Source organism: Limnobacter thiooxidans (assembly GCF_036323495.1).
Taxonomy (GTDB): domain Bacteria; phylum Pseudomonadota; class Gammaproteobacteria; order Burkholderiales; family Burkholderiaceae_B; genus Limnobacter; species Limnobacter thiooxidans.
In genome coordinates this window covers 1,318,175-1,339,053 of sequence record NZ_AP028947.1, presented here as the reverse complement: position 1 = coordinate 1,339,053, position 20,879 = coordinate 1,318,175, and the positions used below count along the sequence as shown (strand labels likewise).

The 20,879-nt window shown below is 54.6% G+C and carries 11 protein-coding genes; 7 read left to right on the top strand and 4 right to left on the bottom strand.

The window, feature by feature from the left end:
• A complete protein-coding gene (locus RGQ30_RS06075; protein ID WP_130556768.1) occupies positions 1 to 1,317 on the bottom strand; it encodes an ATP-binding cassette domain-containing protein in 1,317 nt (438 codons plus the stop codon).
• Positions 1,317 to 2,591 (bottom strand): TPR domain-containing protein, encoded by a 1,275-nt coding sequence (locus RGQ30_RS06070; protein WP_130556770.1) that lies wholly within the window; start codon positions 2,589 to 2,591, stop codon positions 1,317 to 1,319. The genes RGQ30_RS06075 and RGQ30_RS06070 overlap by 1 nt, the downstream gene beginning before the upstream one ends.
• A 127-nt stretch (positions 2,592 to 2,718) precedes the next feature.
• Here RGQ30_RS06070 and RGQ30_RS06065 point away from each other — a divergent pair, with 127 nt between their 5' ends.
• From RGQ30_RS06065 to RGQ30_RS06035, 7 genes are all read left to right on the top strand, one after another.
• Positions 2,719 to 3,534 (top strand): hypothetical protein, encoded by an 816-nt coding sequence (locus RGQ30_RS06065; protein WP_130556772.1) that lies wholly within the window; start codon positions 2,719 to 2,721, stop codon positions 3,532 to 3,534.
• Positions 3,535 to 3,677: 143 nt separating this feature from the next.
• On the top strand, positions 3,678 to 5,009 hold the full coding sequence (locus RGQ30_RS06060) for a cytochrome c3 family protein (RefSeq protein ID WP_338284844.1): 1,332 nt from the start codon (positions 3,678 to 3,680) through the stop codon (positions 5,007 to 5,009).
• A gap of 152 nt (positions 5,010 to 5,161) precedes the next feature.
• Entirely contained in the window at positions 5,162 to 7,081 is a 1,920-nt protein-coding gene (locus RGQ30_RS06055; RefSeq protein ID WP_130557005.1) for a heme-binding protein, read from the top strand.
• A complete protein-coding gene (locus RGQ30_RS06050; RefSeq protein WP_130556775.1) occupies positions 7,078 to 9,306 on the top strand; it encodes an SH3 domain-containing protein in 2,229 nt (742 codons plus the stop codon). The genes RGQ30_RS06055 and RGQ30_RS06050 overlap by 4 nt, the downstream gene beginning before the upstream one ends.
• Before the next feature lie 16 nt (positions 9,307 to 9,322).
• The gene (locus RGQ30_RS06045) at positions 9,323 to 13,246 is read left to right on the top strand and encodes an LVIVD repeat-containing protein (RefSeq protein ID WP_338284843.1); all 3,924 of its coding nucleotides are present in this window, start codon (positions 9,323 to 9,325) and stop codon (positions 13,244 to 13,246) included.
• 116 nt (positions 13,247 to 13,362) lie between these two features.
• The gene (locus RGQ30_RS06040) at positions 13,363 to 14,625 is read left to right on the top strand and encodes a multiheme c-type cytochrome (protein ID WP_298217553.1); all 1,263 of its coding nucleotides are present in this window, start codon (positions 13,363 to 13,365) and stop codon (positions 14,623 to 14,625) included.
• A gap of 4 nt (positions 14,626 to 14,629) precedes the next feature.
• On the top strand, positions 14,630 to 17,101 hold the full coding sequence (locus RGQ30_RS06035; protein WP_130556778.1) for a cyclic nucleotide-binding domain-containing protein: 2,472 nt from the start codon (positions 14,630 to 14,632) through the stop codon (positions 17,099 to 17,101).
• A 26-nt stretch (positions 17,102 to 17,127) separates the two neighbouring features.
• Here the strand turns inward: RGQ30_RS06035 and RGQ30_RS06030 are convergent, their stop codons facing one another.
• Both RGQ30_RS06030 and RGQ30_RS06025 read right to left on the bottom strand, forming a co-directional pair.
• Positions 17,128 to 19,386, bottom strand: a complete 2,259-nt coding sequence (locus tag RGQ30_RS06030) for a CHASE2 domain-containing protein (protein ID WP_130556779.1) — start codon at positions 19,384 to 19,386, stop codon at positions 17,128 to 17,130.
• A gap of 12 nt (positions 19,387 to 19,398) precedes the next feature.
• Positions 19,399 to 20,874: a FecR family protein gene (locus RGQ30_RS06025; RefSeq protein ID WP_298217558.1), complete on the bottom strand. Its 1,476-nt coding sequence runs from the start codon at positions 20,872 to 20,874 to the stop codon at positions 19,399 to 19,401.
• Between the last annotated feature and the right edge of the window lie 5 nt (positions 20,875 to 20,879).

Here is a 20,879-nt window from a genome sequence, read left to right as displayed (position 1 = left end):
TCATTCCTGTATCAAGGCGACAAGCCTTTTGACCACCAACGGGCCCAACAAGCACAGCAGCAAGCCCAGACTGGCCAACACAGCCAGTGGCGGAAAGGCGCTGCGCCCCATGTCATTGGCTTGACTGGCTTCAAGCCCGAATATCAACACCGGTACCAGCAAGGGCAAGGCCAACAAATACACCAACACGGCACCACCCCGGGTCAACATGACCAACAGCGCGATGAGAGCCAGCAAGGGAGTGATGGCCCACAAGCCGGCAGCCAGTGCAACGATCAACTGCAACGACTGCAAACCTGAAAGCCCAAACTGCAACGCAACCAAGCCCGTGACCGGCACCAGTACCGCGATTTGTGACAGGGTCAGGGTCAGCACGCGCACAAGCCAATAAGTACCGAGATTGTCCGGATTAAGGTGGGAAAGCCAGCGTAGCCAGCCAACCCGGTGGTCTTCAAGAAACCAGTCTTTGGCGCTCAACAAGGTGGCCAGCAACAAGCTGACCCAGACAGCCACACGGGAAAATTCGACACCAGGGTTGCCAAGACCAATTCCAAAAAAACTCAAGATCATCCAGTGAAACAAGGCGCCCCACAACAAAGCTTGCGGATTGCCCCACAGTACCGCCAGTTCACGCCGGAGCAAGACCGACAGCGGCACCATTCGTTTGAGCAGAACCGCAGACGGTGCGTTGTGGTTTGAAACGTACTCCGACAAGTTACCCGTCAGCTTACCCTTTTCAAGCAAGCCTGCCTTCAGGCAGATACCTGGCATGTGCGCCAACATCACAGCCGGGTCAACGTGTGTCGCCATGAGAACAATACCCCCAGCCTGAAAATGAGTTGCAACAGCATCGGCCAACAGGGCTTGCCCATCCACATCAAGCGCATTCAAAGGTTCGTCCAGAAGCCACACTTTGAAATGCCCAGCCAAAAACGCACACAGGCCCAGGCGGGCGCGCTGTCCGGACGACAAGGTACCAACCCGCTCATGTTGCCAGTCGGTCAAACCCACTTTCTCGAGCAAATCGTCAAGCTGCATTTCCTTCTGGCCTGCGTGTTCAAGCACAAATTCCAGTTGTTCGCTGACCAGCAGTTCATCGCGCAAACCATATTCAGGTTTGAACAGGACAGCCTGGCCTGGCAGTGAATTGGCCATTCCCCTTAACAAGGTTGACTTGCCCACGCCATTGGCACCCCGAAGCACGTTCAACTCGCCCGGGTGTAGCATGAACTGCAAATTCTCGGCCAGCGTGACACCTGCAGCCTGCAATGTGCTGCAATGAATTTGCAAACCCTGTGTAGTCAGTTCAGCGCGCATTATGGCTTGGACGGCCGTTCAGGCAACTTCAAGCCGATGCCATTGGCCAGTTGGCTGACATCAACAGCCAAAAACCCGGACTGAATGTCGCCTAAACCGGTTTGAGCTATTCCCTGAATGGAGAGGCGGGCCTGCACATGCACAACGGCGGGCAATTGATTCACGCTGCCTACGTCCAGAAGGTCGTTGGCCCCGATTTGAATAGACTGCTCCCCGGCCTTCAACTGAGTGACAGGCACACGGACTACCGCCAAGGGTTTGCCAGGCCCGGGTTCGGCCTTCAAGAAGACAAACAGGGCAGAGTCCACATTCATCTGGTTCAAGGCAGCCAAAGGCACATTCACCCGTACTGTGGTTAACGCGTTGGTTGCTGAAGGTTCTGCGGGCGACTCCACCTGTGTCGCAGGATTCTTCAGATTGGCCTGCTGAACCTGGCTGAGCAACTGCCAGTAAACCTGGGCTCTGGCCTGGTCACCCGATTGCTCGGCAGCGCTGGCCGCCAAAGCCAGGGCTTTCTCGTGACGAGGGTCGCTTTGCAAGGCAGCTGCGATGTATTGTTCTGGTTCCCCCGCCAGTTGGCGGCCCTGAACCATTGCAGTCATGTCTGCCAGGTCAGCCAGAATGTCGGGGTGACCCGGGGTCAATTCCAGCGCTTTTTTCAAGGCATTGGCACTTTCGGTGAAATTGGACATGGATGCATGGGTGCGTGCCAGCAACACCCAACCACGCAAATCGTCTGGCTGTTGGGCAAGCCTTTCTTTCAAGCCCGCCAAACGGTCTTCGAGACTGGCGCCATCACCGGGATGCCCGGCCGTTGCTGCTACGGCTTGTTCTGCAGTTGGACCCGTGCGGGCCTGGCTGCCAATTTCAGGCCAGGTCAATGCGCCGGGATGCATGGCACCCACCAGATAGGTAAACAACACGGCAGTGGCCAACACACCGGCCACAAAGCCAGGAATACCCAACGGCAAAGCGTTGGCCAAAGATTGGATGGAAGGGGCACCGGATTCCGCCATGTGCGGTTTGCTTTCAATGGCCATGGCCTGCCAATTTTCGATCAGGTTTTTTTTTCCTTGATCATCCAGCATGGGATCATTCTCGATTTCTTGCCGCCGATCGATAAATGCGCGCCATTCTGGACTGTTGGCATGATTGGCCTGTTCAGGTGAGGCTTTCAGCACATTGGAATCAAAAAAACCACTCCATGACCGATAGATAGAAAAAGCGAGAAAAAACAGGAAGATAAAGCCGACAAATGCCACACTTAGACTCAATTGTTATCCCCCAGACATGAAGTAGGGATACTAACATTTCGGAGGATGACGTAACATTACCTAATATTCCGAAATCAGCATAAACCCTGAGCAGTATCCTTTCTGAAGTTCGCCACGGCGCAAAAACATGATTCAGGACAACCTGTTCAACTACAAACGTTTCGTTTTCCTGAAATGGGCATTGCTGCTTACCCTCGTTTCCACGTTTGCTTACCTGATTGACCAACCCGCGATCCATGCCAATGGTGGAACCTGGCTGGGCTACACACTGGGTACTGTTGGCGCACTGCTGATCCTTTGGCTGATGTGGTTTGGCGTGCGCAAACGCCAGTACAACAATCAATCGGGCAATTTGCGGGGTTGGGTTTCAGCCCATATTTACCTGGGCCTTTCGCTGGCCGTGGTGGCCACTTTGCATGCAGGCTTTCAGATCGGCTGGAACATCCATTCGCTGGCTTATATCCTGACATTGACGACGATTGGTACCGGCGTGTGGGGTCTTGGTTTTTACCTGCGTTACCCGGCAGAGATGTCCAATGTTCTGAACCGACAAAGTCCGGAACAAATTGTGACGCAGATTGAATCCCTGGACCGTGAAGCGTTAAAACTGGTTAAGAACGCCAACGAGATGGTTGGACGCATGGTATCGCTTTCACTGAAACAGGGTATTTTTCAAACTCGTGCCAATCAACGAAGCGGGAAGGTGAAAAACTGCGACACCGACAAAGCGGTGCAGTTTTTGCAAACCGAAATCACCAAGGCAGACAACCTTTCGCCAATCTACATGAACCAGGTGCAACGTTTGCGAGCCTTGAAACAATTGCGCCGGTATTACCATATGCGTTACTGGCTTGAATTGTGGTTGGCCGTTCACGTACCCTGCTCCTTCGGATTATTGGCCGCACTGATCGCACACGTGTTGTCTGTATTTATTTACTGGTAAGTACAAAAATGGCCGAAAAAGAACAAAGCCTACTTGAACGTGAGCAAAAGGCGCTGCAAAGGCCACTGGGATTGAAACGCCCTTTGTCCTGGATCTTTTTTTTACCGATGCTACTGGCTTTCCTTGTATTACCTTGGGTTGCAATGCAATCGCCCGAGTTGTTTGGCCCGGAAAAAATCGGCGTGGCCGAAAAAGCGCAACAGGTCAGGTACGACAGGTTACCCGTGAATGCACACCCTGCCCTTCAGATTGACTCGCTTGCTCAAGTCAGAAACACCACTGCAATGTCGCTTGATTCGATCTGGAACCCGGGCCCATTGGCCTCTCCTCACTCGAACCTCGAGGGCGATTGCCAAGCCTGCCATGCAGGGGATTTCTCACGCGTCAAGGATGAAAGCTGCACGGCATGCCACAGCAACATGGGTTTGCACGTGAGCGAGAAAACGCAGCCTGACACCTCTTTTGAAGAGGGTCGGTGTGCGAGTTGCCACAGAGACCACAAGGGTCGTGAAAGCCTTGCCGAGCAAAACAAGCATTTCGTGGGAGCGAATTGCGCAGATTGCCACAAGAACATTAAATCAGTGGCCCCAAAAACCGACACCTTGGCAGTTGCCGACTTTGCAGGTGACAGGCACCCTGCTTTCAGAATTACAGTGGCCACCGGACCAGAGTCCAGCGATTTGCGAAGAATTCGCATGGTGACCAATACGCCTGTGGTTGAAAAAACCAGCTTGAAATTTCCCCACGATGTTCACCTGGACCCCAAGGGCATAGACAGCCCTTTGAAGAAAGTGGTGATGCAATGCTCAAACTGCCATGAGCCTGCTGACACCAAAACAGGATTTAAGCCACTGACCATGGAAAACCATTGCCAGGAATGCCACAAGCTGAGTTTTGAACCGGCCCTGCCGGATCGTCAGGTGCCACACGGTCCGGTGAATGCCGTACTGAGCACAGTGGAGGAATTTTACAGTTACCTGGCATTGCACCCTGAAGAACGCAACAAAGTGAATGCTCAACGCGCTGTGCTGCGCGCGCGCCCGGGCGAGAAGGAACCCAACCGATCCAATCTGGCGAACTTGAGCGGGAACCCGCGTGCACAGGCTGCGTTTGCAACCGTTGAGCTGTTTGAAAACACGGCTTGTGCGGTATGTCACGAAGTAAAAGCCAAGCCGGGTTTGGGCAACACCAAAACCTCTGGTGCGCGCATGCCACAGTACGAGATCGCGGAGTTGAACCCGGCCCACCCCTGGATGCCAATGGCAAAGTTTGATCACAAGGCGCATGAATTTGAAAGTTGCGACAGTTGCCACAAGGCGAACAAGTCAGACAAAGCCAGTGATGTGCTGATGCCGGCCATTGAAGGCTGCCAAACCTGCCATGCAGGCAGCAAGCCAGTGTTGAACAAAGTGCAGTCCAATTGCGGTGTGTGCCACGAGTACCACATCCACAACAAAGAAGTGGCGGCGAAGTAAGTGCCAGCTAACGCAGTATCTTGAGCAGACAGACCCGAAGTGAACCGGGAATTTGCACCCTTGCGAATTCGTTGAACTACAAAAAATGAGCGAGTACGAAGTCAATGCACAAACGGGCTATAACTGGCAATACAAAACTCAATCGAATCGCCATGGGCGTAGCGGTTTGTCTTGCTGCTCCACTCATATTGATTTCATGCGGTGCTGGTGGGGGCGGGGGAAGCGCGTCCACGGCCAGTTTCAATATTGAACCGCTTGGTACACAAAACCTGTCTGCCGCCGAGGTCGATGACATTGTGGCCCGCGCAGTGCAAGCTTCCATTTCACGCGGTGTCCAATCCACCATTGCCATCACCGACCGGGTTGGCAATGTGCTGGCCGTGTACCAAATGAATAACGCAGCACCCAACACGACCATTACAAGTGGCCTGCCGGGTGCCAATGGAAATGGGCTGGATGGATTCACCCCTGTACCCAGCACACTTGCAGCCATTGCCAAGGCTATTACCGGGGCTTACCTGTCCTCCACGGGCAATGCGTTCAGCACACGCACCGCCAGCCAGATCGTGCAAGAGTTTTTTCAACCTGGCGAGCGTGGCCAACCTAGTGGCCCTCTGTATGGTGTGCAATTCAGCCAGCTACCCTGTTCGGATTTGAATGTTTGGCTGTCCCAAAGCAACAGTATCGGACCCAAGCGTTCTCCGCTCGGTTTGTCGGCTGATCCGGGTGGCTTTCCGATTTATCAGGAAGGGCGGGTAATCGGTGGCATTGGTGTGATTTCATCCGTTAATGCCGGCACCAACGGCATTTATGGTCTTGATCGAGACATCCTGACCAGTGAAACGGATCTAGAAGAAGAAATCGCATTTGCAGCACTCAGCGCTACTTTTCGTGCACCTGAAGCAATCCGGGCCAACCGCATTACTGCCAACGGCCAAACATTCCAGTTTTCAAACACCACTCCGGCTGTAGCCGGCCTGGCACCCCTGGCTGGAAATGGCAACTACGTCGCAGTGGCAGGTTACAAGACGGCCGCCAATTCCATTGCCGGTACTTCTTATGGCACAACCCAATCCGGATACGTGGCCACCAGCAACCCGGCCTTCAACGGCTTGGACACATTTACCTTAATCACCAACCCGGCTGACAACACCGCAGTGCGTTTCCCACCCACCGCAGGCAGCAACCTGACACAAGCGGAAGTTCAGAATATTCTTGCTGAAGGAATGAAAACAGCGAATCGGGCACGAGCCCAGATTCGTTTTCCGTTGGGCGCTGCTGCACAGGTGACTGTCAGTGTGGTGGACACGGATGGGGATGTGCTTGGTCTGATTCGTTCTTCTGATGCACCAATTTTCGGTACCGATGTCTCGGTGCAAAAGGCGAGGTCAGCACTGGCCTTTAGCTCAGCGCAAGCCCTCACCGATTTTTCTGCAATTGACAATGGTCAACATGCTGCATTTGCCACGGCCATGAACAGCTTTTTTACCCAAAGCGCCAACGTGTTGAATGGAACGGCAGCTTTTTCTGCACGCGCCATTGGCAATGTGCACCGCCCCTACTTTCCAGACGGTGAAGAGGGCAAACCCAAAGGCCCGCTTTCATCGCCTTTGGCCAGCTGGAGCCCATTCAACGTGGGCTTCCAATTGAATGTGGTGACCACCAAGGTGCTGGGCACATTGGGTGCGCCTGTACGTACTGTGGTAGGTGGAAACCAGTTCGCGCCTGACCCAAGCCAGACCTGCGTGGACGACACCAACATTCCGGCGGGCAGACAAAACCGCTTTGCCAATGGCTTGCAGATTTTCCCAGGTGGCTTTCCAATTTACAAAGGTGACACGCTTGTGGGTGCAGTGGGCGTATCTGGCGACGGTGTGGACCAGGACGACATGATTGGCTACCTGGGTGTACTCAACGGCGCAAATGCAGTGGGCAGCACCATGCGCCCGTTCCCTTCGACCTTGTTCACGGCCAATGAACTGTCGAATTCCGGTGAGTTTTTGAAGTACGTGCAGTGCCCACAAACACCGTTCAATGACAGCAGTGCGCAAAATGTGTGTCCAGCTCCATGAACAAAAAACTCTTTCACCTGCGTATGAGACCTCTGGTTGCTGGACTGATCATTGCAGGGCTGGTGCCCTTGCCCGCATGGGCGCAGATACGGGCCGACATTCGACCCAGTCTGGTTGCGCAACTCGGTCAAACCGTTGAAAAAGTCAGCCGCAAAGTGGCGGGCATTCCTGAAGTGACAGAGCTCGAAAACGCAGAACGTCCTTTGGTCATGCTTCAGGTGTTCGAGAACCGCAGCGTGGTTTACGCAAAACCTGATAAAGACTCCAGGGCGATTGGCGAGTTCTTCAAAGGTCAACTGCTTGACGCGTTTGAGGAAAAAAATGGCTGGTATCGAATTCGCATTCAGGACAGTCTGCTGGGAAGTACCAATGGCTGGATACAACAAGGCAGCCGCCAGTTTGGCGAGCAGGCCTTGGGCGTGTTTGCACCCCGCGCTTTTTCCGCAGATGTGTTGATGGAACAACCCGGCACGGGTATTCGGCCTTCACACAATGCAACCCCAGGGGTTTTGCCGCAAAAGGCAGAGGTTCAAACGCAGCAGGTTCAGCGTGCCATTCCTGGCCGCGACACACCCATCGCCCCGCGCGATGTGGCCATACCCGTAATTGACCCCAGCCAAGTGCCGCCGCCGCAACCCAACCTGCCCCGTGAAACCGTGGCTGTGCCCGACCGCTGGCGCATCATGCAGTCACTGGGTTTCAAGTTTCCGCTGTTCGACCCTTACAACCAGAACGTGATCAAGGGTGACTTGCCCGTGTTGCAAGACACACTGGGCCCCGACTGGTTTTTCAACCTGGGTGTGATTGCCGACACCCTGTACGAGCAACGCAATTTCCCGGTGCCTGTGCCGCCAGCGACTTCAACAACCGGTGGGCAAGCGAATATATTTGGCAATGGCGACCAGTCCATTTTTGCCCACAACCTGATTGTCAGTTTGTCCCTGACCAAGGGCAACACCACCTTCAAACCGCCAGATTACGAATTCCGCCTGACACCCGTGTTCAACTACACCGATGTGCGGGTCAATGAAGACAGATTGCTGAAAATTGCTTCCTCATCCGGCGAAGTCCGCCGGGAAGGTTTTGTCGGCATTCAGGAAGCGTTTGTGGACGTGCACCTGCGCAACGTGTCGGATCGCTATGATTTCGACAGCCTGCGCGTGGGCATTCAACCCTTCATCAGCGACTTCAGGGGGTTTTTGTTTCAAGACCTCCCCATGGGTATTCGTCTGTTTGGGAACAGAAACAACAACATTTACCAGTACAACATTGGCTATTTCAAACGGGTCGAGAAAGACACCAACAGCGGTCTGAATGACATTCGCCAGGACCTGCGCGATGATGATTTCTTCGTGGCCAACCTGTACCGGCAAGACTTTCCATTCCTCGGCTTTACCAGCCAGGTGTCCTACATTCACAACCGCAATGATGAAGATGGCGAACGCTATTTCGACGCCAATGGTTTTTTGGCGCGCCCATCCTCACTGGGTGACCAAAAACCCTTTGCCTACCACGTGGACTATTTTGGTTTGAGCGGTGACGGCCACTATGGCCGCATGAACATCACCACGTCCACTTACTACGCCACAGGCAAAACCGACCGCCACCCGCTTGCTCAACGCGAACAGGATATTGACGCGTTTTTCCACGCCACGGAAGTGTCGCGTGACTTTGACTGGTTCAGGCTTCGCGGCAGTTTCCTGTATGCATCGGGTGATGAAGACCCGTTCGATGGCAAGGCTGAGGGCTTTGACGCCATATTCGAGAACCCCCAATTTGCAGGTGCAGACACCAGCTTCTTCATCCGCCAGAATATTCCCTTGGTGGGCGGTGGGGGCGTGGCCTTGTCGGGTAGAAATGGTGTATTACCCTCACTTCGATCCAGCAAGGAACAGGGGCAATCCAATTTCATCAATCCAGGCCTGTTGCTGGTGGGCATTGGTGCCGATATAGATGTGCTGCCTGAACTGCGCCTGGTGGCCAATGTGAACAAGCTGGAATTCGAGAACACCAATGTGTTGGGGGTTTTGCGCCAGCAACGACCCCCTTCAACCGACTTGGGCATTGATGCGTCAGTGGGCTTTCAGTATCGCCCTTTCTTTTCGCAGAACGTCGTGATTAACGGATCGTTTGCAAAGTTGTTGCCGGGCAAAGGTTACAAGGAATTGTTTCCGGATGACAAAGACCCCTACTCATTCTTGTTCAACGTTATTTTCAGTTTCTAATGCAGGTTGCGTGTTGATGAATTCAAGGAATAGCCGCGCTAGAAAACCCCAAGCTGCCAAACCGACCGGTTGGCAGACGTGCTTCCGTGTGCTGGCTCTTGAAAAACTGGTTTTTGCAGCACTGGGCTTGGCCATGGCGGTTGGTACAATCAGCGTGGCACAGGCCGCGGGCGAAAAAATTCCCCAGAAAAGCTACACCATGGCGCCCAATGCGCCTGAACGGCAAACCGCGCAACAGGCCTTCGCGAAAACCGAAGGATGCATGAGTTGCCACACCCAAACTGACGAACACACCATGCACGCCAACCCCGGTGTGGTGCTGGGTTGTACCGATTGCCATGGTGGTGATGCCACTGTGAAATGGAATGGCCCCGAGCAGAAACAGGGCACATTGGCCTACGACCACACCCGAGCAGCGCGAGAAAAAGGATTTGCCCCTGAATACCGCGCGGCGCTGGACAAAGCCCACATTGCCCCGCAAAACGAAAAGTTCTGGAACTATCCTTCATCGGCAAACCCGAAAAGGTCGTATGCCAAGCTGAACAAGGAACACCCCGCCTACATCCGCTTTATCAACCCCGGTGACTTGCGCGTAGCACGCGAAGCCTGTGGGTCATGCCACCTGCCCATCATTCAGGCGCAAGAACGCAGCCTGATGAGTACCTCTGCCATGCTGTGGGGTGGTGCTTCTTACAACAACGGCATTTTGCCCTACAAGCGTTATATTCTCGGTGAGGCTTACACACAGGACGGACAACCTGGCCTGCTGAAAAACCCGGTTGATGCGAACAACGAGCTGTTTATACACAAAGGCATTTTGAACCAGCTTGCACCGCTGCCAGCCTGGGAAACCACGCCGCCCGGCGATATTTTCCGGGTGTTCGAACGCGGTGGCAAAGTGATCAACAGCATTTTCCCGGAAGTGGGCCTGCCCAACGTGCTGGGGCAAATTCAGCGTCTGGATGAACCGGGCCGTCCCGACATCAAACAATCCAACCGCGGACCGGGCACGGGACAGCGCATTGCAGTGCCCCTGATCAACGTGGCCAAAACCCGTTTGAACGACCCGCACCTGTGGTTCCTGGGCACCAGTGAACAGCCGGGCGATTATCGGTCTTCAGGTTGCACCGGTTGCCACACTGTGTACACCAACGACCGCGACCCGAAACACGCTGGCCCCTATGCCAAGTTCGGGCACGATGGCACCACGCAAACCATCGACCCGACCATTGCAAAAAATGAAAGCGGCCACCCGGTGAAACATGAATTCACCCGGGCCATTCCGAGTTCGCAGTGCATGACCTGCCACATGCACCAGCCCAACGTGTTTGTGAACAGCTATTACGGCTACATCATGTGGGATTACGAAAGCGATGCGCCCCAAATGTGGCCGGAAAAACAGCGCTACCCTAGCGATTCTGAAATGCGTGAAATCCTGGACCGCAACCCTGAAGAAGCTGCAGTGCGCGGCAAATGGAGCGACCCGGAATTTCTCAAAAATGTATCCACGCTGAACAGCAAATTGAAAGACACCCAGTTTGCCGATTACCACGGCCACGGCTGGAATTTCCGTGCGGTGTTCAAGCGCAATCGCAAAGGCGCACTGCTGGATGCGCAGGGCAACACAGTTTCTGACGACGACCCCAAGAAGTTCGACAAGGCCGTACATTTAAGCTCAATTCACCTGGATGTGGGCATGCACTGTGTGGATTGCCATTTTGCACAAGACATGCACGGCAACGGTCACATCTATGGCGAGGTGGCAGCCGCAGTGGAAGTAGATTGCGCAGACTGCCATGGCACCGCCACCAAGTACCCCACCCTGCGCACCAGCGGACCTGCCTCGCCACCAGGTGGCACAGACCTGACGCAACTGCGCACCCAGGATGGCCGCAAGCGGTTCGAATGGCGCGATGGAAAGCTGTATCAACGTGCCGCACTGGACCCTGAAAAAGAATGGGAAATGAGCCTGGTGAAAGACAACATGAACCCGGCCCACCCCGATTACAACGCCAAGTCTGCTCGTGCAAAATTGATGGGAGCAGGCGCTGAAGGACAAGATGGCAAATGGGGCCCGGGCGTGAAAGAACTGGCCCATGACAACGACAAGATGACCTGCTTCACCTGCCACCTCAGCTGGACCACCAGCTGTGCGGGTTGCCACTTGCCCATTCAGGCCAACTGGAAAACAGAACGCCTGCATTACGAGGGCGGTGAAACCCGCAATTACGCCACCTACAACCCTCAGGTTGCGCGCGACGACATGTTCCAACTCGGCGTGCATGGCCCCGTCAAGGGCAACCGGATTGCGCCGATTCGTTCAAGCTCGGCCCTGGTGCTTTCGTCGATGAATGCCAACCGGGAACGCATTTACATTCAGCAGCCACCGATTGCTGCAAGTGGATTTTCTTCCCAAGCCTTCGCCCCGCACTACCCGCACACCGAACGCAAGGAAGAAACAAAAACCTGCACCGACTGCCATTTGTCCCGGGACGATGACAACAACGCCATCATGGCGCAGCTGCTGTTGCAGGGCACCAACTTCGTGAACTTCGTGGGCTTCAATGCCTGGCTGGGCGGCAGTGAACATATTGCTGCGGTCACCGTCACCGAATGGGATGAACCACAGGCAGTGATTGGCAGCTACCTGCACAAATACGCCTACCCCGACTATTACCAAAATCATCTGAACCGCAAGCGCGAACTGGCCGACACGGCGGTACCTGCCCTGATGGACCACAGCACCAAGGGCGTGGCAAGCTGCATCCAGCTGCGTGGTGAATATGTGTTTGTGGCCGAGGGCAAAGGCGGCTTCCGCGCATACGACGCAGCCAGTGTGGCCAACAAGGGCTTTGGCCAGCGTGTCATCACGGCTCCCTTCAGCCCGCTGGGGCATGACACCCATGTGCCCACCAAAAACGCCACCTGCATGGCACTGCCCACCAACCAGAACATCAACCCCGATCGCAACCAGGGCGACTTGATGCGCATCACCAACATGGAACAGCCCTTCCACCCGATCTACAACTACGCCTTCATCACCGACAGCGAAGAGGGTTTGATCGCAGTGAATGTGAACACACTGGCCGATGGTGAACCCCGCAACAACTTCTTCGAACGCGCAGTGACCTGGAATGAAAACGGCGTGTTGAACGGGGCCAGCCACATCACCTTGGGTGGGCACTACGCTTACATCACCACGCCCAAGGGGCTGGTGTTTGTGGACATTAACAACCCCTTGAAGCCGAGGCTCATCACCACCCTGCCCTTGAAGGATGCCCGTGCCACCGCTGTGCAGTTCCGCTACCTGTTTGCCACCACGGCGAAAGGGCTGGAAGTAATCGACATTACCCACCCGGAAAAACCGGAACATACCGGAGCAGTGGTGCCCCTGGCTGATGCGCAACGGGTTTACCTGGCCCGCACCTATGCCTATGTGGCCGCGAAAAAGGAAGGCGTGGTGATTGTGGACATCGAAAAGCCCCGCAAGCCGGTGGTGTACCAAAAATTCACTGCTGACGGGCAACTGAATGACGCGCATGATGTGGTGGTAGGGTCTACCAATGCATCGTTGTTCGCATACGTGGCCGATGGTGTAAATGGCTTGAAAGTGTTGCAGCTGACGTCGCCTGACACCCAGCCGAAGTTTTATGGTTTCTCACCTGCACCCATGCCGGAATTGATCGCCTGGCGCAAAACGCCAAGCCCGGCTTTGTCTGTATCCAAAGGCTTGGACCGAGACCGTGCCGTGGACGAAACCGGCGGGCAAATTGCGGTGTTTGGGCGCATTGGTTCGCGCCCCTTCACCCGCAAGGAAATGGAGGCGTTTTACCTGCGGCCGGATGGTCGTTTGTGGACAGTCACTGACAAAGTTGAAAAAGAAAACTACTTGCCCAAGCCCAAGGTGAATTCAGTGGCTTTCAAAAAGGACAAGCCATGAAAGCAAATGCATTCTTGTTACGCACAAACTGGTCAGGCCAACATGGAAGGACACTTGCAAAGGCACTTGTCTTTTTTGCCCTCATATTGAGCACACCTGGCTTTCAAGCGGAGGTCATGGCACAAACCATGCCGCACCAGTCGCCCCATCAATCGGTGGGTACAGTGAATTGCGCAAGCAGCACCTGCCACGGCAGTATTGCAGAACGAAGTGCAACGCCTGTTTTGCAAAACGAATACACCACCTGGTTGCGAGAAGACCCACACACCCAGGCCTACGCGGTACTGAGAAATGCGCAATCCCAACGCATTGCGAAAAACCTGGGGCTTGGCCAACCTGCACACGAGGCCAAGGTTTGCCTGGATTGCCACAGCCACAATGTGCCTGCCAGCAAACAAGGCCCCCGCTTTGACAAAAGCGATGGCATCAATTGCGAAGCCTGCCACGGCCCTGCCGAGAAGTGGATCAAGACCCACGTTGAACCCAAGGCCAGCCATGCGAAAAACATTGAAAACGGCCTGTACCCCACCAGCGACCCTTATGCCGCAGCAAAGCTGTGCACCAGCTGCCATGTGGGCGACGCAAGCCGCCCCATCACCCACCAGATCATGGGCGCGGGCCATCCGCGAATTTCCATTGAAGTGGAAACCTTCATGGCCCTGGAACCACCGCATTACAAAATCGATGAGGATTGGGTGCAACGCAAAGGCGCATACGACGCCGGAAAAATCTGGGCCATGGGTCAGTTTGCCAGCAGCGCGAATCTGCTTGAACTGATTGCAGACCCCAAGCGCAACCGCCAGGGCATCATGCCGGAACTGATGATGTTCGACTGCCACGCCTGTCATTCACCAATGAGCAAGAAAGACTGGTCGAAAGACCTGGCTCGCACGCCAGGGCAGGCACGCATCAACAACTCGAGTCTGATCATGGTGCAAGCCATTGTGCGCGCAGCTGCCCCCCAACACGGCGCTGAAACAGCACGCTTGGTGAATCAGCTACACGTGGCCAGCTCATCACCAGCTGCCAACATGACAGAGGTGGAATCGGCCGCAAAGGCATTGATTGGGCAGTTGAATTCAGCCCGCAAGACGGTGGCTGCCGTGTCTTTCAACGAGGCGGTGCTTGAAAAGCTACTCAAGGAGTTAGTGACCATGGCAGCCAGCAACCAGTACGCTGATTTCGCAGGTGCTGAACAGGCCTACATGTCCATCAGCAGTGTGGCCAATGGCCTGGCCCGCAAAGGCAATTCACGCGTTGCACAAACCGTGAATTCAAAAATGAACCGTTTGCTCAAGTTGCTCAGCAACGAAGAAGCCTATGACCGAGCCGCGTTTCAAACCGAACTGCTGGCATTGAAAGCCGCAGTGGGAGGTTGAAGAAATGAATCAGGAAACGAAAACATTGAAACCGATGTTTGCCGATGTACCGGCTGATCTGGATATTGCCATCGTGGGCTCCGGCCCGGCAGGCTTGTCCGCGGCATCACGGGCGCAACAGCTGGGCTGCAACTACGTGTTGTTCGAAGGCGAAAGCCACGCTTCGGACACCATTTACAAATACCAGAAAGGCAAACACGTGATGGCCGAGCCCGGCTTCCTGCCCTTGCGCAGTGGCATGCAGTTTGAAGCTGGCAAACGCGAATATATTCTGGGTACGTGGGACAAACAGCTGGCAGATCAGCGGGTCAACATCCGGTACAAAAAGAAGGTGTCCACCATCAAAAAGCTCAATGATGGCGCTGGTCCGTTCGAGCTTGAATGTGAAGATGGCAGCAAGACCACCGCGAGAACCGTCATCCTGGGAATTGGCCTGCAAGGCAATATCCGAAAAATCGGCGCTGAAGGCGATGATCTTCCCGCCGTGCAATACACCCTGAGTGACCCTGACGAGTTTCAGAATGAAACCATCGTGGTGATCGGTGCGGGCGACGCCGCCATTGAGAACGCCTTGGGCCTGATGAGAAAAAACAAGGTGTTTCTGGTGAACCGCCGTGAGGAATTTGCCCGATGCAAGGAAGGCAACCTGAGCCAGATTCTTGCTGCGGACAACAACGAAGATCTGAAAATTCTTTATAACACCAGCACCATTCGCATTGAGGAAATTGTCGGGACCAAGGATTGTGAGCCCTGCATGAACTACGTGTTCAAGGGCCCCGAAGGTGAGCAAACATTGCCGGTGCACCGCATCATCGCGCGGCTGGGAGCAACACCACCGCGAACGCTGGTTGAAAGTTTTGGCGTGCAGTTTCCCAACAGCGACCCCAGTGCCGTACCCGCCTTGTCTGAAACCTACGAGTCCAACGTGCCGGGCTTGTTCATTGTGGGTGCCTTGGGAGGTTACCCGCTGATCAAACAGGCCATGAACCAGGGCTATGAAGTGGTGGACACCATTCTCGGCTTACCGGTTGTGCCTGCGGATGAACCACTGCTGGCAGCCAAGTTCAAACCATTGGGTAATCAAAGTGTTTCGGAAGTACTCGACCTGATCCTGAGCAATGTTCCCATTTTCTCCGGCATCACGAAATTGCAACTGCGCGAATTCATGCTGGAATCGGACTTGCTCAAGCCTGCCAAAGGGCAAATCATTTTCAGGAAAAACGACTACACCAGTACCTTCTTTTCGATCGTTGAAGGCTCTGTCGACATTGACCTGGTGGGCAAAGACGGCAAGCCGATGGTGATCAACCTGCCCCGGGGCCACTACTTCGGTGAAATGGGTTTGATCAGTGGACGGCGCAGAACTGCCACCATTCGCGCTGGCGACAACTGTGTGCTGGTTGAAACCCCACGCAAAGCCATGCTGAAGCTGATTGCCTCGGTGGAAAGCGTGCGTAAAACCATTGATGAAACCTTTGTTCGCCGTGCCATTTCAACCTACCTCGCCCCGCCTTTGGACAATGCAGCCATTGACGAACTTCTCAGCGATGGGATTGATGTGCGTCGCTATGCCAAAGGTGAAGCCCTGTTCAAGGATGGTGACCCCGCCGATGGCCTGTACCTGATTCGACGTGGATCGGTGGCCATCTCGAAAGTCATCAAGGACAAGGACGTGGTGCTGTCCTATGTGTCGGCTGGCAATTACGTGGGTGAAATGGCTTTGCTCAGCAACAACCCGCGTTCAGCCACTGTAACCGCCTCGGTATTTACCGAGGCACTGGTGTTGCCAGTCGCTCCAGTTCAGCGCGTTCTGGCCTCCAATCCGGATTGGAAATCTGTTTTGTTGGCTCAAGCCAGCAAACGGGTGAAAAGCAATGTATTCCGGGAAGACCAGGCTTTCCGCGACAGCGACCTGATTCGCTTTTTGATGCAGGAAGGCCTGGGTGAAGCCACTGACGCGCTGATTATTGATGAAAACCTGTGCGTTCAATGTGACAACTGCGAAACGGCCTGCGCGGACACTCACAATGGGACTTCCCGTCTGGATCGCAGCGCTGGCCCCACATTTCAGAACATCCATATTCCCACTTCATGCCGGCATTGCGAACACCCACATTGCATGAAGGACTGCCCGCCCGATGCCATTCGACGAAACGAAAATGGCGAGGTGATGATTGCAGACTCGTGTATTGGCTGTGGCAACTGCGAGCGAAATTGCCCATATGGCGTAATCAAAATGGCCGTGAAAGCCCCCCCAAAGAAAGGCAATTTGTTGACCTGGCTGCTGTTTGGCTTGGGCGACACACCGGGTGAACGGGAAGCCGCTTACGACCCAAACGCCATCAAGAAGGCAGTGAAGTGCGACATGTGCGCAGGCAGCACGGGCGGACCTGCTTGCGTTCGGGCCTGCCCCACAGGTGCTGCCATCCGGATTTCTCCTGAACAGTATCTGGTAAAACAAGCCGAACCCGGCTGACCCTTTTCGATGGGGCCAAGCGTGACCTACTTCGTATCGAACTGGGTCACGCCGTCCCAACCCTCGGCTGGCGGGTTGGCTTCAAAATAATCCATTCGATGTCCATACAGATGTCGAAGGGTCGGGTTCAGGACCACATTGCTTTGAATTTCACCTAACAGGTTGCGAGCCTGTTTCCAGTTCTGAGCTCGAAATGCTTGAAGCATTTCAGACCATTTCTCCACTGCACTGAGGGTATCGGCATCCAGTCGATTGCTTTCTCCAACAGGCGCAAATATGGACACAGGCTCGTTTTTTCCCTTGACCTTGACCGCATCAAGTTCTTGAAACGTCATTTCCGGAAAGGCTGCTTTGGTTTGCGGCCCCACAATGACACCCACGCCGTAGGTTTTGGTGATGCCCTCCAGGCGTGAACCCAGATTCACCGCATCGCCCATGACTGTATATGCGCGACGAATTTTCGAACCCATGTCGCCCACGCGCATTTGCCCGGTGTTAACACCCACGCCAATGGCCAGTTTGGGCCAGCCCCGTGCAGCAAACTTTTCATTCAGGCGTACGGCGTCTTCCTGCATCGCAATAGCAGCCTGGGTGGCCAGTTTGGCGTGCTCAGGGTCTGCAATCGGAGCACCCCAAAATGCCATGATGGCGTCGCCAATGTATTTGTCCAGTGTTCCGCGGTGGGCGCGAATAATCTCCGACATTACCGTAAGGTATTCATTGATGTATTCTCGCAGTTCATTGGGCTGAAGCGATTCTGAAATGGTGGTGAAGCCACGCACGTCCGAGAACAGTACGGTGAGTTCACGGCTTTCACCTTCCATGGAATAGCGGCTGGGGTCTGCCGCCATTTCAAACACCAGTTCTGGCGCAACATACTCGCCAAACAAATCCACCATTTGCCGTTTGCTTCGCGATTCAGCCAAGTAGCCATAGGCCACGTCAAACATGAAGATGGCCAACACCAACAGCAATACCACCGCCACAGGCAGCACCAACCCTGCCTGAAAATACAACAGTGAGTTGATGACGACACTGAGCACGAGGACGGTCAATGCCACAAGAAGCGACCAGGTCGCACTCAGGATTGGCATGGTCACACTGAGCACTGTTCCCACCAGCAACACCGTGACGAAAAGCAGGCCTTGAGAAAACTCGGGGCGAAGCTTGTAGGCACTGTCCAACATACCACTGATGACATTGGCATGCACCTCGACACCAGGATAGGCCGGGTTTACCGGCGTACTTCTCAAATCCAGCAAACCGGGAGCAGTTGTACCCACCAGCACGATTCGCCCTTCAATGTCTTCCGGCTTCAATGCACCTGCCAACACATCGGCTGCTGACACATAACGGTATCCACCTGCATTTGGACCACCCTTGGCCCGAAAATGTACCCGGGTCAACAAACCCCTTTCGACAGGGATGTCCAATTCAACGTCTGGGGAGCGCAAGGCGATCAGTTCAACGGCACCATAATCGTCATCAACCCCTTCCGGGAATACTGGAATAACCTGGGGGTTGCCCAATGCACGTCGAAGCGTGGCCAAGGCAAAGCTTTGATAATACGCATCGTTGAACTGGGCCAATAAGGGAACGGAACGCACGGTACCGTCTTCATCCACAATTGGATTGAAGTACCCCCCTTCTGCATTTCGCTGCAGTATCGGAATATTGGCACCGTAGCCCTGCCAGGATGTGCTGTCCAGCGACAATGTACCCAACTGGCTTTTCTTGAACAGGGCTGGAGGCAAGGCCCCGGACAGCGCGTTCGAGTCCTGGTTCAGGTAATACCCCAAGACTACGGGTCGATCCACCAGCACCTTGGCAAGCTGCGCATCGCGGTCAAACTGGGACTCAATACCAGCCCGCATGCCTTTCAATTCATTGACCAATCCGGGAGATTTGCTTGCCAGGGCATCCATGGCCTGAAGTGCGTCACTTTGTTGGGGCTCTGCAAATACAATGTCGAAACTCACGACAGCAGCGCCCAGTTTGTCCGTCAATTCAACAATCAGGTTGGCCACCACATCGCGGGACCAAGGCCAGCGCCCTACTTCGCTCAGGCTTTTCTCATCGATGTCAACAATCACGATGCGTGAATCCAGCTCAGGCTTCTGCGCTTGTGCCCTTAGCCGGACATCGTAGATAAGGTAGTCCAGTCGCTTCACCACGTCCGTGGGCGCAAAACCGAGCACATGGAGCAAAGCAATCGCCGTGAAAGAAAAGCCCACACCGATACGAAACGCCTTGCCGGCCAGTGGTCTCCAGGACTTCTTAAACAATCATTTCTCCGGTCAGGGCGCACATTGCGGTGCAGAGAATGGCGGTGCAGACAAGGTAATGTCCTGCACAATCACGTCGGGTGGTGCGGTCAACAATTGCGGGGGCTGATTGCTCAGTGTTTGAACAAATGCGCCTTCACCGCGATTCACCTCAAGCGGGGCCTGATTGGAATTGGTGATCACAATGGTGCCGTCATTTACCGCCACAAACAACTGTGAACCTTCCTCAGGAACCGGTCCGCCCTGTTGAAGGGATTGAACCGGCGTGGATGACAAAGACTCAAAATTCGATGGCGTGGTTTCAGGCAATGGACCTGCGTTGGGTACATTGCCTAATACATTGGGTAGCGAATTAACCACCCGGATATTCGCATTGCCCGCGGGGATCAGGGCGGACTGCCCTGCATTGATTACCGAGTTCACACCGCCCGATGTCACAATAATTTGTCCGTCACGCAGCTCAACGGTCAAATTGGCACCACCAGAACATTGCACCAAACCGCCAGCCGCCGAGGTACACGACACATCCAGTGCAGTTCCCCGAATTCCTACGGTGGCCGTTTCGGTAAAAAACTTCACATTGTTGGGCTCGGCTTTGGCTATTGCCCCTGTCACTGCACGCACTGCACCTTTCAGCAACTTGAATGAAGCAACTGAAGTTTGCGGGGATGCGGGGGCATAGCGATAGGCGGCCACCTGCATGGTACTGCCGCCGGGCAAGGTCAGGCGCGTGGAGTCTGCCATGCTGATGACAGCGAAGCCGCCTTCAGACACATCCACTGTTTCGCCAGCAAATACGGCAGACGATTTCTGTAACGCGCGTCGCTTGCCCTCGGGTGATATCGCAAACAATTCGCCCGTCAGTTGTGAAACCCGACCGGCCACGTCCGCATTCGACGCGTTGGTAGAAGTGGCCTTGTCTGACTCGCCTTTTGCAACACGGGTACACTCATCGCCCTTGCAAATTCGTGCAGTGAAATCAGTGCCGCGAATGCCGATGGTGGCGGTTTCACTTTTCATGGAAAAAGCATCTGCACTGCCGCGCTTCCCAATCAGACCGGTGAGGGTGCGCAAACCGCCCTTGACCAACTTGAACTCCGCTTTGTCGGCAATAGGCTGTTCAGGCTGATACTCGTAATTTTCAACCACAAAACGTGTGTTGGGGCGCAAAGCCACCTGTGTGGTGTCCACAAACTCAAGCACCGCGCTACTTTTTGATTGGGTGTTGATGACATCGCCCACATTCAACTTGGTGCCGGCACCCGCGAACTTGTTTTTGCCTTCCGCGGTTTGCAGGTTCACCAGGCCGGTGACGACTTTGATGCTGCCAACCACCACTTTCGCAGGCTGGCTGCCGGGTGCCGGATTGCTCGGAATCAGGTCCTTGGCTTGAATGTTTTGGGCGTGCAAGGGTGCTACTGCTGACAAAGAAAGTGCCAACAAAACAGAACCGCTGAATTTCAGCAAAGAATGAATTGAATTGTTCACTGTGA

What these genes read in the sequence shown, in the direction of transcription:
- RGQ30_RS06065 (WP_130556772.1), top strand. Translation starts at nt 2,719, where the DNA reads ATGATTCAGGACAACCTGTTCAACTACAAACGTTTCGTTTTCCTGAAA.
- RGQ30_RS06075 (WP_130556768.1), bottom strand. Translation starts at nt 1,317, where the DNA reads ATGCGCGCTGAACTGACTACACAGGGTTTGCAAATTCATTGCAGCACA.
- RGQ30_RS06060 (WP_338284844.1), top strand. Translation starts at nt 3,678, where the DNA reads ATGCAATCGCCCGAGTTGTTTGGCCCGGAAAAAATCGGCGTGGCCGAA.
- RGQ30_RS06055 (WP_130557005.1), top strand. Translation starts at nt 5,162, where the DNA reads ATGGGCGTAGCGGTTTGTCTTGCTGCTCCACTCATATTGATTTCATGC.
- RGQ30_RS06050 (WP_130556775.1), top strand. Translation starts at nt 7,078, where the DNA reads ATGAACAAAAAACTCTTTCACCTGCGTATGAGACCTCTGGTTGCTGGA.
- RGQ30_RS06040 (WP_298217553.1), top strand. Translation starts at nt 13,363, where the DNA reads ATGGCACAAACCATGCCGCACCAGTCGCCCCATCAATCGGTGGGTACA.
- RGQ30_RS06045 (WP_338284843.1), top strand. Translation starts at nt 9,323, where the DNA reads ATGAATTCAAGGAATAGCCGCGCTAGAAAACCCCAAGCTGCCAAACCG.
- RGQ30_RS06035 (WP_130556778.1), top strand. Translation starts at nt 14,630, where the DNA reads ATGAATCAGGAAACGAAAACATTGAAACCGATGTTTGCCGATGTACCG.